General features: G+C 63.3%; 10 protein-coding genes. 5 read left to right on the forward strand and 5 right to left on the reverse strand.

Annotated features, from left to right (window positions below; genetic code table 11):
* Positions 1 to 3 precede the first annotated feature (3 nt).
* From NKI41_RS24910 to NKI41_RS24930, 5 genes are all read left to right on the forward strand, one after another.
* Complete coding sequence (locus tag NKI41_RS24910) at positions 4 to 2,193, forward strand: Z1 domain-containing protein (RefSeq protein ID WP_352685513.1); 2,190 nt, start codon at positions 4 to 6, stop codon at positions 2,191 to 2,193.
* The gene (locus NKI41_RS24915) at positions 2,190 to 3,173 is read left to right on the forward strand and encodes a PD-(D/E)XK motif protein (RefSeq protein WP_352685514.1); all 984 of its coding nucleotides are present in this window, start codon (positions 2,190 to 2,192) and stop codon (positions 3,171 to 3,173) included. The genes NKI41_RS24910 and NKI41_RS24915 overlap by 4 nt, the downstream gene beginning before the upstream one ends.
* Positions 3,174 to 3,210: 37 nt before the next feature.
* Complete coding sequence (locus NKI41_RS24920; protein WP_352685515.1) at positions 3,211 to 3,519, forward strand: dihydrofolate reductase family protein; 309 nt, start codon at positions 3,211 to 3,213, stop codon at positions 3,517 to 3,519.
* Positions 3,520 to 3,625: 106 nt separating this feature from the next.
* The gene (locus NKI41_RS24925; RefSeq protein WP_352685530.1) at positions 3,626 to 5,356 is read left to right on the forward strand and encodes an adenylate/guanylate cyclase domain-containing protein; all 1,731 of its coding nucleotides are present in this window, start codon (positions 3,626 to 3,628) and stop codon (positions 5,354 to 5,356) included.
* Positions 5,357 to 5,580: 224 nt separating this feature from the next.
* Positions 5,581 to 6,117 (forward strand): dihydrofolate reductase family protein, encoded by a 537-nt coding sequence (locus tag NKI41_RS24930; protein WP_352685516.1) that lies wholly within the window; start codon positions 5,581 to 5,583, stop codon positions 6,115 to 6,117.
* A 171-nt stretch (positions 6,118 to 6,288) separates the two neighbouring features.
* Here the strand turns inward: NKI41_RS24930 and NKI41_RS24935 are convergent, their stop codons facing one another.
* The 5 genes from NKI41_RS24935 to NKI41_RS24955 form a co-directional block, all read right to left on the reverse strand.
* Positions 6,289 to 7,152, reverse strand: coding sequence for a patatin-like phospholipase family protein (locus NKI41_RS24935; protein WP_352685517.1), 864 nt, complete (start codon positions 7,150 to 7,152; stop codon positions 6,289 to 6,291).
* Positions 7,149 to 8,507 (reverse strand): M16 family metallopeptidase, encoded by a 1,359-nt coding sequence (locus tag NKI41_RS24940; RefSeq protein ID WP_352685531.1) that lies wholly within the window; start codon positions 8,505 to 8,507, stop codon positions 7,149 to 7,151. Before NKI41_RS24940 ends, NKI41_RS24935 begins: the two co-directional genes overlap by 4 nt.
* Before the next feature lie 190 nt (positions 8,508 to 8,697).
* A complete protein-coding gene (locus NKI41_RS24945; protein ID WP_352685518.1) occupies positions 8,698 to 10,062 on the reverse strand; it encodes a M16 family metallopeptidase in 1,365 nt (454 codons plus the stop codon).
* A gap of 97 nt (positions 10,063 to 10,159) precedes the next feature.
* On the reverse strand, positions 10,160 to 10,714 hold the full coding sequence (gene rsmD, locus NKI41_RS24950; RefSeq protein WP_352475003.1) for a 16S rRNA (guanine(966)-N(2))-methyltransferase RsmD: 555 nt from the start codon (positions 10,712 to 10,714) through the stop codon (positions 10,160 to 10,162).
* On the reverse strand, positions 10,695 to 12,458 hold the full coding sequence (locus tag NKI41_RS24955) for a pseudouridine synthase (RefSeq protein WP_352685519.1): 1,764 nt from the start codon (positions 12,456 to 12,458) through the stop codon (positions 10,695 to 10,697). Before NKI41_RS24955 ends, rsmD begins: the two co-directional genes overlap by 20 nt.
* Positions 12,459 to 12,511 lie beyond the last annotated feature (53 nt).

Here is a 12,511-nt window from a genome sequence, read left to right on the forward strand (position 1 = left end):
CGGGTGCTGCGCCACCTGCCCGACCCTCGAAAGCCGGAGCCCTTTCAGGGACGCGGTCTGGTCGTCGGTTACGTCCAGAGCGGCAAAACGGCCAACTATACCGCCCTTTCGGCACGCGCCGTCGACGCGGGTTATCGCCTGATCATTGTCCTTTCTGGCATACACGACGCCCTTCGCAACCAGACTCAAGCTCGGCTCGAGCGTGAGCTGGTCGGTCAGGGGGAGAGTGGTGGGCCGGCTTGGACGGTACTCACAGGCGAGACCGAAGATTTCAGAGACCCGGGTGTCGATTTCCTTGTACAACCTGGCGTCTTCTTAATCGTTGCCAAGAAGATCGTCCCTGTTCTCGAGCGCCTGGATGCGTGGCTAAAGACGGCGGGACCCTTGCTCGACGCCCTACCCATGCTTCTGATTGATGACGAGGCCGATCAGGCGTCGATTAATACCCGCAGCAATCGCGCGCCGGACCCGTCGATGGATGACGAAGAGGAGGAGCCGGCACGAAGCCGCGACGGACCCACGCCCACTAACTCATTGATCCGCTCACTCCTCGGTCGTGCGACCAAGGCGGCCTATGTGGCCTACACAGCCACGCCTTTCGCCAACATCCTTATCGACCCATCCGCAACCGACCGACGGGTAGGCGACGACCTGTTCCCGAGGGACTTTGCGCTGCAGCTGCCCAGGCCCGAAGGCTATACGGGGACCGAAGAATTATTCGGCGTTAGTGCGCAGGGGCGGGACGTCTTTCGCCGCGTTGAAGACGAAGACGTCAGTGAACTGAAGCGAGCGGCGCGACGTCGGTCAGCCGCTCCGGTGGTAGCCGGCCCCCAGCAGGTACTTTTGCCGGACTCGCTTGCCGACGCGTTGATCGCCTTCTGTCTGGCAGGGGCGGTCCGCGAGCACCGGACCGGCTTGGCCGGCGAGCCTCATACCATGCTCGTTCATGTGAGTTCTCGCGTCCGGGATCAGGAGCGCGTAGCGGAGGCAATACGTTGTCAGCAGACTCTCTGGCTTGAGGCCCTGCGCCAAGGGCAGGACCTCAATGATTTATTCCGCGAGCAACTTGATCTTTGTTTTCGAGGTGTTGAACTGCCGGCTAGTCCAGAAGACGTCGCCGCCGCGGCGCTCGAGGTGCTAAGGCGCGTCGATGTAGTCGAGCTCAACAGCGCCACCGGCGAGAACCTAGAGTATGATATGCGGCCAGATCGCCACGTTGTAGCGGTTGGCGGTAACCGCCTGTCTCGAGGTCTTACCCTGGAAGGGCTAACGATCTCGTATTTCCTTCGCACGGCCACTATGGCCGACACTCTGCTGCAGATGGCCCGCTGGTATGGTTTCCGCACGGACTATGAGGACCTAATTCGTATTTGGACGACAGACGGCATCGCCCATTGGTTCACGGAGTTGGCGCTCGTCGAGCAGTCCCTAAGAGATAGTCTGCAGGCACTCTATCGCGCGGGCCGGCGGCCTTCGGAGATGGCGATCCGGCTCCGGGCTCACAGCGGCCTCCTCCTAACAGCACGCAACAAGTCTGGCATGGCAGAGACGCTTCGGGAGTCTTGGTCGGGCGAGCATCCCCAGACGGTCATCCTTCCGCTCAGGGATCCGGTGCGTCTGCAGGCCAATCGCCTCCTGGCGGACCGACTCGTCGCGATGGCAGCTCCAGGCCGTGAACTGTCCGGCGGCTGGATTTTCCGAGACCTGTCGCCAGAGATCGTATGCGACTTCCTTAGGGCCTATCAGACGCATCCGGACACCGTCGCTCTCAGGGGCGACGACATCGCCGACTGGATCATGCGGCGCGTGGCCGAAGGTGAGTTGACTGAGTGGTCCCTGTTTCTGACCGGGGCACATGATGGTGCGTCTGTTGAAATCGGAGGTGTCCGCAGCCGCCTAGTGACGCGATCACGAAACAGTGCCGAGAGTATCGGAATCCTCATTGACCCTCGTCACGAGGGTGTCGATCTGGTGGGGGGGGCCGACGCCTTCCGCCGTGCATCTGGTAACTTTGACGCCGAAGCCATGCGTGCCGCTCGACCGGCCACTCAGGGACTGCTGCTCCTCTACCCACTAAACCCGGCGCCGTTGGAGGCACCGGGTGTCGACGCGGTTATTGCTATCGCGCTTAGCCTGCCGCAGACGTCGGATGGTCGATCGAACGCTATCGTCAATCGGGGTGTGGTCGGGTGAACAGCGAAGCCCTGATCGCAGCTTGGCGGGATCTGCGTGCCCGGAGGCCTCCCGGGGAAGAATTAAGCCCAACCACGACAGTCACACACTACGATGAGGAGACTGGCTTGGAACTGGCGGTCGACGCCGCTGGTGCGCTCCATCTGCTGGCCCCTGTAGCTGGTGCACCCAACCGCGAACTGCCACCGGATTACAACGGCCTTCGACTGCGCCAAGCCCGGCTAGGGGAAACGGAATGCCTCGACCTGCAGTCGCCTGCGGCGCATGAAGCTATGTTCGCCGCCCTCTGCGGCCAAGTCATCGAGGCCATTCATGGGGAGGGCCGCGACCCCTGGGCTGTCGCTATATCGATTGTGCGCAGCTGGCAATCCGCATGGAGACCGCTCCGTCAGCCGATGTCTCACAGAGAGCAGATTGGCTTAGTGGGTGAACTTCTGATGCTGCAGGTAGTGTGGCTTCCGGCGCTCGGGTCTGATGCAGTCTACCTCTGGAGCGGGCCTGACAAAGAACGTCACGACTTCGTCAGCGACCAAGTCCACATGGAGGTCAAAGCGACAACTCGCAGTCGTCATGAGCACGAAATTTCGCGAGTGGACCAGCTGATCGCACCCGAAGGCCGCAGGCTTCTTTTCGCCTCGGTCCAGTTAGAGGAGTCTACGGCTGGTGCGAAGTCGCTCGCCACTCTTATCGACGCTGTGATTGACGATATTCGCCGCGACGCAGCCGCCATCGACGGTTTCATGACGCGGCTGAACGCACTGAACTGGTCAGATGAAATGCGCCGCTCGCCCGACCTTGTACGGTTTCACATCAGGGATGTGCAAATTTTCGAAGTCGATGAGGAATTTCCGAGCCTACCACAGAATTTTCAGCTTCCTCCGGGCGTCCTGTCAATCCGTTATACTATCAGCTTAGCTAACCTGCCTGTTTTGGATTCTGCCGAGATCCTAGCCGATATTTCTTCTCTCGCGTATAGCTGAGACGGCGCCGTCCGTCCTCCACCATAAGGAGCCCGCCATGAGAAAACTCATCGTCACCGAATTCATCAGCGTCGAAGGCATTGCCGAGGTCGAGAAGCTGCCGGGCGTGACCTGGAACGATGAGATGCAAAACTTCAAGGAGGACGAGCTTGCCGACAGCGGCGCCATGCTTTTGGGGCGCACGACCTATGAGATTTTTACCGGCTCGTGGCCTAAGGAAACCGGAGACTTTGCCGAGCGGTTCAACGCGCTGCCGAAATATGTCGCCTCGACGAGCTTGACGCCGCGCGGATCCCTCCCGCGATTGATGCGATCGAGTTCGCAGCCACCTGGCGGAGGGTTCTGATCCGCCCTTTGTTGCTGCTGCGGTAGAAGACGTCTTGATTCAGCCACAAGCCCAAATTGCTGGATTTGGCAACCCAGGAAGGATAAGCTTGGTTTTTGGTTCAGCGATGGAACAGAGACTAGCCGCAATTCTGGCTGCCGATATGGCGGGCTACAGTCGGCTGATGGAGGCCGACGAATCCGGCACGCTCGCACGCCTTCGGACCCATCGCATAGAACTGGTCGATCCCGCCATCGCGAAGAACAAGGGCCGGATCATCAAGACCACCGGAGACGGCATGCTCGTTGAGTTCCAGAGCGTGACCGATGCCGTGAAATGCGCCGTGGAAATCCAACAGCGCATGAAACGGCGCAATTCGGATGTGCCGCAAGAACGGCGTATCGAATTCAGGATCGGCATAAATCTCGGCGACATCATTTTCGACGATGAGGACATTTTCGGCGACGGCGTCAATATTGCCTCACGCATCGAGCAACTCGCCGACGTCGGCGGTATCTGCGTGACCGCAGCGGTGGCGACCCAAATTGCCGACCGTCTCGAAATTGCCATGGAGGACCTGGGCGAGAAGGTGTTAAAGAACATCAGCCGCCCGGTTCGCCTCTATCGCGTTGGGTTTGACAGTCCTGCCCTGCCGGAAGTCGAGGCGAAGCGATCCATCTCGAAACCTTCGATAGTGGTGCTGCCATTCACCAACATGAGCGGCGACCCCGAGCAGGAATTTTTCGCGGACGGACTGACCGAGGACATCATCACCGAACTGTCCCGCCACCATGAGCTGTTCGTCATCTCGCGCAATTCCAGCTTCGTCTACAAGAACCGCGCCGTGAATGTTCGCGAGGTGGCCGAGAAACTCACCGTCCAATACCTGGTGGAGGGAAGCGTCCGCAAGATCGGCGACAGGGTGCGCGTGACGGTTCAGCTCATCGACACGGCGAATGACGCTCATATTTGGGCAGACAAATATGACCGGAAGCTGGACGACATATTCGCGATTCAGGATGAGGTGACGGCGGCGATCGCAGCCACGCTGCCCGGTCGTGTCGAGGCGGCTCAGCGGGACCAGCTCGCGCGGGCGAAACCTGCAAACATGGCCGCGTATGAATGTGTGCTTGCTGCCAAGGTGCTGCATCACCGAAGCACGATTGCGGATAATGAACGCGCGCAAACCTTGATAGAAAGGGCCGTCACGCTCGACCCCGATTATGCCCATGCCCATGCCTGGCGGGCCTGCATTCTTGGCCAGGCCTGGGTCCATAACTGGTGCGAAGACAGGGATGCTATCTGGAACAACATTATGGCGGCGCTGGACAGGGCGCTGGCGCTGGACAACAACGATGCCGATGTCCATCGCATCCTCGCGGCAGTGAACGTGAACAACAATGAGCTGACCACAGCGCGCTACCATCAAGAGCGGGCGCTGGCCCTCAATCCCAATTACGACCTCGTGGTGGTGCAGCAAGGCGAGTTGTTGACGTGGCTGGGCAGGCCGGAAGAGGGAATTGAATGGATCCGCAAGGCAATGCAGTTGAACCCGCACCACCCGGAGAGGTTCTGGAGCCATCTGGGAAAGGCGCATTTCGCCGCGCGCCAGTATGGCGAGGCGATCGAAGCTTTCATGCATCTGTCAACCATGGACTCGGCTCAGCACGCTTTCGCCGCTGCCTGCTACGGCTGGCTCGGCGACGAAATCGCGGCCGCGGCGCATCTAGGCAAAATCAGAACGCTCGATCCCCAATTCGACCTCGATTCATTCATCGCCACCCTGCACTATGCCCAGGAGTCTGATGTGCAGCACGTCCGCGAAGGACTGCTGAAAGCCGGAATTGCCAACCTGTAGGCAGCCGGTGACTACGACCCAGATCCAATCGGCAAAAAAGACCGGCCCCCGATGCGGACCTTGTGGCATGACCGAACGACGGGCAGGTCGGAGAAGCTTTTTCCACGGTATCGGTCTTTGGAAGCGAACAGGGAAAACCCTCCCCCTGAAAAAGCGCCGCGCTAGTTGACGGCGCATGTCGCATAAGGCCCGCGCCATTCGGCCCTGCCAGAAAGGAACCCGCCATGAGAAAACTCATCATCACCGAATTCATCAGCGTCGATGGCATTGCCGAGGTCGAGAAGCTGCCGAGCGTGGCCTGGAACGATGAGATGCAGAAGTTCAAGGACGACGAGCTTGCCGACAGTGGCGCCATGCTGTTGGGGCGCACGACCTATGAGATCTTTGCCGGCTCGTGGCCCAAGGAGACCGGAGATTTCGCCGACCGCTTCAATGCGCTGCCGAAATATGTCGCCTCGACCAGCTTGCAGGCGCTCGACTGGCAGCCGGCCGAGCTGCTGCAGGGCGCATTGCCGGAAGCGGTCAGAGGGCTGAAGCAAGGCAGCGGCGGCAACATCTATGTGCATGGCAGCCTCAGCGTCGCGCAGGAATTGCTGCGCCACGGCCTTGTCGACCGCATCAGGCTGCTCAGCTACCCCGGTGCCGTCGGCCAGGGTAAGCTGCTGTTCCCGCCTGGCGCGCAATTGCCGCTCGAGCTGATTTCGGCCAGGCAATTCAGCAACGGCGTGGTGGCACTGGAGTATGCGGCTGGGATGGCGTGATGAGCCAATCTCCCCCCTTGAGGGGGAGATGCCCGGCAGGGCAGAGGGGGGCGGTTCGACCGGGCTCGGCTCCTCTCTTGCGGCAGTGGGGGGTTGGCGCATTACGCGAGACGACCCCCTCTGTCGCCTTCGGCGACATCTCCCCCTCAAGGGGGGAGATTGGCAGCGCCCCTACACCGTCCGCTGCCTGCCCTCGACCGCAGCGTCTTCCCGCGCCCTGAGCGCCTTCTCGATCTCGCGCTTCAGCTCGTCCTTGATCGCCACCGTCTCGGCCATCAGCGCCTCGACCTTCATGAAATCAAGCACCCGGTATTTCGAAACGGCCGGCCTGATCAGAATGTCGGGCCGGCTCTGGTTCAGCTTGCTGGCGATGATCGACTGCATCATCAGCTGCGTGGCGCCGAACATCAGGTCGACGGAGGTCGGGAATTTGCGGCCGGCCTCGGTCGGCGCGCCGACCACGTCGACGGCGATGATGATGTCGGCGTCGAGCTCGATCAGGTCGAACGGCACGGGATTGTAGATGCCGCCGTCGATCAGCAGCCTGCCGTCGCGCATCACCGGGCGGAACACCGCCGGGATCGCCGCCGAGGCGGCCAGCGCCGAATGCAGCTCGCCTTCGTCGAACACGGCGAGCTTGTGGCCATAAAAGTCCGTTGCCGTCACCTTCAGCGGTATCTTCAATTCGGCGAAGGTCTCAGGAATGGCGTCGGGCAGGAACGCCTTGAGGATGCGCTCGACATTGAACTGGCTGACCCGCAGGCCGGCCTGCATCGCCTCGGCAAAAGTGCCGGGCCGCGCCCGCCACATGCGCGTCGCCACTTCGGCGCGACGGCCGAGGATCGAGCGCGTATAGTCGTGGATGTCCTTGCCGGTCATGCCCGAGGCCATGCCGGCGCCCATGATGGCGCCGATCGACGAGCCGGCGATTGCCGCCGGCCTTATGCCCAGCTCGTCCAGCGCCTCGATGACATGGATATGCGCCAGCCCACGCGCCCCGCCGCCGCCAAAGGCGATGCCGAAGCTAGGGCTCATCCCTTGTTGGCCGCGCCGAGCTTCGGCCCGACCACCATGACGGCCGGCTCGGCGGAGAGCAGCTTTTTCGCCACCGCTTTCACCTGGTCCAGCGTCACCGCGTTTATCAGGGCGGCGCGGCGCTGCATGTAGTCGATGCCGAGCTTGCCGAGCTGGATCTCGACCAGCGTTGAGGCGATCGCGCCGGAGGAATTCAGATTGTTTATGGCATAGGCGCCGATCATGTATTTCTTGGTCGCCGCCAGCTCGGCTTCGGTCGGCCCCTCCTCGGCCATGCGCTTGACCACGTCGCGCACCACGGCCAGCGTCTCGGCCGCCCTGTCGGCGCGGGTCGAGGTGGTGATGGACAGCGCCTCGGAATGCTGGTGGTCGACGAGGTCGGAGCTGACGCTGTAGGCCAGGCCGCGCTTCTCGCGCACCTCGTCGAACAGCCGCGAGGTGAACGTGCCGCCGCCGAGGATCTCGTTCATCAGCACCGCGGCGAAAAAATCCGGCGCATTCCGCTTCACGCCGGGATAGGCGAGTTGCAGCGAGGCCTGCGGCTGGTCGTAAACGACCTCGAGCTGCTGGCCGAGCTTCAGCTCGATGTCGGGAACGGGCGTCAGCGCCTGCTTTTCCGGCAGGCTGCCGAACACCAGGTCGAGCTTCTGCTTCAGCGTCTCGGCGTCGATGGCGCCGACCACCGCGACATGCAGGCCGTCGCGGGCGAAATTCGCCTTGTGGAAGGCGCCGAGATCGGCCGGCGTGATCGTCGCGATGCTTTGCCTGGTGCCCTGGTCGGGCCGCGAATAGGGATGCCTGCCGTAGATCGCTTCCAGCCATTTGCGTTGGGCGAGCGTATCGGGATCGCGCTCGTTGGCGATGATGCCGGACAGGATTTGCGCGCGGATGCGGTCGATCGGCACTTGGTCGAAGCGCGGCTGGTTGACCGCCACGCGCAGCAGGTCGAAGGCGCCGTCGCGCTGGTCGGCCAGCATGCGCATCGAGCCGTAGATGCCGTCGCGCTGCGCCTCGAAGCTCATCTCTGCACCGACGTCGTCGAGCTTGATCTGGAAGGCCTCGCTGTCGAGGTTGCCGGCACCTTCGTCGAACAGGCCGCTCATCAGATTGGCAAGCCCTTCCTTGCCGGGCGGGTCCTGCGTCGCGCCGCCATCGAAGACGAAGCGGATGGCGACGATCGGCACCGAATAATCCTCCACCAGCCAGGCGGTGATGCCCTTCGACGAGGTCACCTCCTGGATGTTCATGGCGGCGCGAGCGGAAAGCGCCGGCAGGAGGAGAAAGACGAGGGAGAGAATGAGGGTGGCCAGAAGAGGGCCGGCGCGCCAATTGCCAAGGTCGGCGCCGCCCCTCATCGCCCTGCCGGGCACTTCTCCCCGTATAGTGACGGGGAGAAGGGGCTGGCCGCTGTCCCGGCGCTCGCCCTGCAAACGCTGAAGATTGACGAAACCGTCGATGGCGGCGCCCCTCTCCCCGTCCCTATACGGGGAGAGGATGCGGGCAGGCAGGTGAGGGGCGGCGCCGACGCTCAAACTCATCATCAAATCAATTCCCAGCCTGGGTTTCGGGAAGCAAATAACCGGTCGTTGCGTGGTCGAGATTGAGATAGCGGGCAGCGACTTCCTTGACCTGGTCGGCGGTGACCTTGCGGATGCGGTCCGGCCATTGCTGGACGTCCTGGACGTTGCCGCCTGTGGCGAGCGTCGAGCCGTAGATGTTGGCCATGTCCTCCTGCTTGTCGCGGGCAAAGATCATCGAACGTACGAAACGGTCCTTGGATTTTTCCAGCTCGTCGCTGGTGACGCCGTCTTTCGCGATGCGGGCGATCTCGGCCTCGACCGCGGCTTCGATGTCGGCAAGCTTGGCATCGCCGCGCGGCGCGCCGTAGACGGTGAAATTGGTGTCGTCGAGCATGGTGCCCTGGAAGAAGGCGCCGGCCTCGGCGGCGATGCCTTGCCTGACGACAAGCTCCTGGTAGAGCCGGCTGCGGTTGCCGCCGCCGAGGATTTCGGACAGCACGTCGAGCGCTTCGGCTTCGCCGGACTTTGCCGTGTGATAGGACGGGACCACCCATTGCGTGGTGAAGCTCGGCACGCTGACACGCCCGTCGGTCAGCGTCACCGTGCGCCTGGTGTTCTGCTCCGGCTCGACCGGGCGGATGCGCGGTGGCAGATCCGGGCCGCGCGCGATCTTGCCAAAGGTCTTTTCGGCCAGCGCCTTAACCGTTTCCGGCTCGACATCGCCGGCCACCACCAGCACGGCGTTATTGGGTGTATAGTATTTGTTGTAGAAAGCCATCGCGTCGGTGCGGTTCAGCTTCTCCATCTCCTGCATCCAGCCGATGACCGGAATGCGGTAGGGCTGGTTCTGCCACAGCGTGGCGTCGATCTCCTCGTCGAGCACCGCCTGCGGATTGCTATCGATGCGGGAGCGGCGCTCCTCGAGGATGACGTCGCGCTCGGTCTTGATGACGTCGTCGTTGAGGATGAGATTGCGCATGCGGTCGGCCTCGAAGCCCATCATCTCACCGAGCGCCTGCGGCACCACCGTCTCGTGAAAGGCGGTGTAGTCGTATGAGGTGAAGGCGTTGTCCGAGCCGCCGATGGCGGCGACGGCACGGTCGAGCTCGCCCGCCGCATGGGTGCTGGTCGCCTTGAACATCAGATGCTCGAAGAAATGGGCAATGCCGGACTTGCCCGGCGGCTCGTCGGCGCTGCCGATCTTGTACCAGACCATATGGGTGACGATGGGGGCGCGGTGATCGGGGACGACGACGACCTCCATGCCGTTGTCGAGCAGGAAATCGGTCACGACGCCATCGTCAGGATTGTTATCCGCCAGAGCCGGCGCGGCCATCACCAGAGCCAGTCCCAAGAGCGTTTCGCGCAGCCATTCAGCCTGAAATGTCATAGATGGCTCCGGTTTGTGGTGGGACGATAGGCGGGGTTGCTGGTCGAGGCAAAGCGAATTGTTCGTCATTTTGAAGGCGCCACCGTGGAAGCCGAACTCAGGCGGCCTCGATGAACCGGATGACCGTCTCGCCATAGTTGCGCTCGTCGACAACCGAAAAGCCCGGCCCTGCCTCGAACGGCGCCGCCGCCGCTTCCTCGACGACGCAGAGCGCGCCAGGGGCGAGCCAACCACCGGCCTTGGCCGAGCGCAACGCACGTTCGCCAAGGCCTTTGCCATAGGGCGGATCGGCGAAGACAAGGCCGAATGCGGCGATGGTGCCCGCCTCGCCCAAGCCCGTCGCGTCGCGGCGGAATATCTTGGTGCGGCCGGTGAGGCCGAAGGCCTCGACATTGGTGCGGATCAGGCCGCGCCCTTCGGCGGATTCTTCGATGAAGACAGCGTAGGAGGCGCCGCGCGACAGCGCTTCGAGGCCGAGCGCGCCGGTGCCGGCGAACAGGTCGAGCACGCGCGCGCCGTCCAGTTTTTCAGGAAAGCGATGCGCCAGCACGTTGAAGACCGCCTCACGCGTGCGGTCGGTGGTCGGGCGGATGGCAAAGGTGCGGGGCGTCGCCAGCGGACGCCCGCGAAACTCACCGCCGACGATCCGCATTGCTTCCCTTCGGGCCGCCGCGCGGCCGGTCGCCACCGCCATCCGGGCGCTCGCCGCGCGGTTTGCCGAACGGCTTTGCACCGCCGCCTTGCGGCTTGCCGCCGGGCTTGCCGTAAGACGGCTTGAACGATGCCTTGCGCGCCTTGTTTTCCGCCGCCTTGGCGGCGTCTGCCTCCGCCCTGCCCTTGCCGATCGGCCGTGCGCCCGGCGCCATCCAGACATTGGCCTTGCGCTGGCCCGGCGGCTCGATCGGCCGCTGCTCGCGTTCGGATTTTTTCCCACCGAAGCCGCCACGAGGCTTGTCGCCGCGGGGTTTGTCCCCGAAGTCGCTGCGTTCAGGTCTGGGGCCACGCTCGCCAAAGCTCTTTTTTGGCCCAAAGGTCCTGTCAGGGCTTGTCGACAGCTTGCCGAGCGCTTCGTCGCGGCTGCCTTCGCGGCGCTTGCGGTTCTTGATCAGGCCGCCCTCGCCGATCGGCCGGCGTTCGCCGTCGCGGGTGAATTTCGGCCGCTCGGGCTCCTCTTCGCGCTCACGCCTGACCGGCTTGTTGGAAAACGGCTTGGCGATATCGGCATCGAAATTGGCGCCGGACTCTTCGACCAGGCGCTCGCCGAGCTGGTCGCGCAGCACGCGGCCCTTGATCTCCAGCACATGGCCTTCCGGCAAATCGTCGAGTTGAAACGGCCCGTAGGAAATGCGGATCAGCCGCGTCACGTCGAGACCGAGCGCGCCCAGGATGTTCCTGACCTCGCGGTTCTTGCCTTCGCGCAGGCCGAGTGTCAGCCAGGCGTTCGAACCCTGCTCGCGGTCGAGCGTCGCCTCGATGGCGCCATAAAAGACACCGTCGACGGCAATGCCTTCGCGCAGCCCTGCAAGCGCGCTTTCCTCGACCTTGCCGTGAACGCGCACGCGGTAGCGTCGCAACCAGCCGGTCGCCGGCAGTTCGAGCACGCGCGACAGGCCACCATCATTGGTGAGCAGCAGCAGGCCTTCGGTGTTGATGTCGAGCCGGCCGATGGTCATCAGCCGCGGCAGCCCGGGCGGCAGCACATCGAAGACGGTCTTGCGGCCTTCGGGATCGCGGTTTGTCGTGACCACGCCGGCCGGCTTGTGGAACAGGAACAGCCTGGTGCGCTCGATCGGCGGGATCTCCATGCCGTCGAGATGGATGATGTCGCCGGGCATGACGTTGAAGGCCGGCGAGGACAACACCTTGCCATTGACCTTGACGCGGCCGGCCGCAATCAGTTCCTCGGCGTCGCGGCGCGAGGCCAGGCCGGCACGCGCCAGCCGCTTGGCAATGCGTTCGCCGGCTTCTTCCGTTGCCTCGACGCGACGCGGGCGCGGCTTGAAGCCGCCTTCCGATGCGGCCTGTGCCGTTTGTGCCCCATGGGGTCGATCGCCGCCAAAATCACGCTTGGGACGGTCGAAGCGCCTCTCGCCGCGCTCGCCTTCGACAGCTGCCGGCCGGTCGCCGCGCGGAGTGTAAGGCTTGCGTGGACCCTCGCGCTGTTCATAAGGCTTGCCTTCCGGACGCGGCCCTTTGCTGAATGGCCGGTCGCCGCCTTTGAAGTCGCGCTTCGGCCGCTCGCCTTCGGCAGCTGCCGGCCGGTCGCCGCGCGGAGCGTAAGGTTTTTTGGCGCCGAAGGACGGCTTGCCGCCCTTGCCGGGAGCGCTATCGCGACCACGCGTCCCTGCCGGCTTCGGGCCGGCCTTGCGCGGGAATTTCTTGTTTTTGTCGTCCATGTGGCCTTTGCTCGTTTGCGCGGGTAGTAACAGGATCGCGCTCTAGTGGCGAG

It is taken from the genome of Mesorhizobium sp. M0601 (assembly GCF_040320845.1).
In the GTDB taxonomy this organism is placed as follows: Bacteria; Pseudomonadota; Alphaproteobacteria; order Rhizobiales; family Rhizobiaceae; genus Mesorhizobium.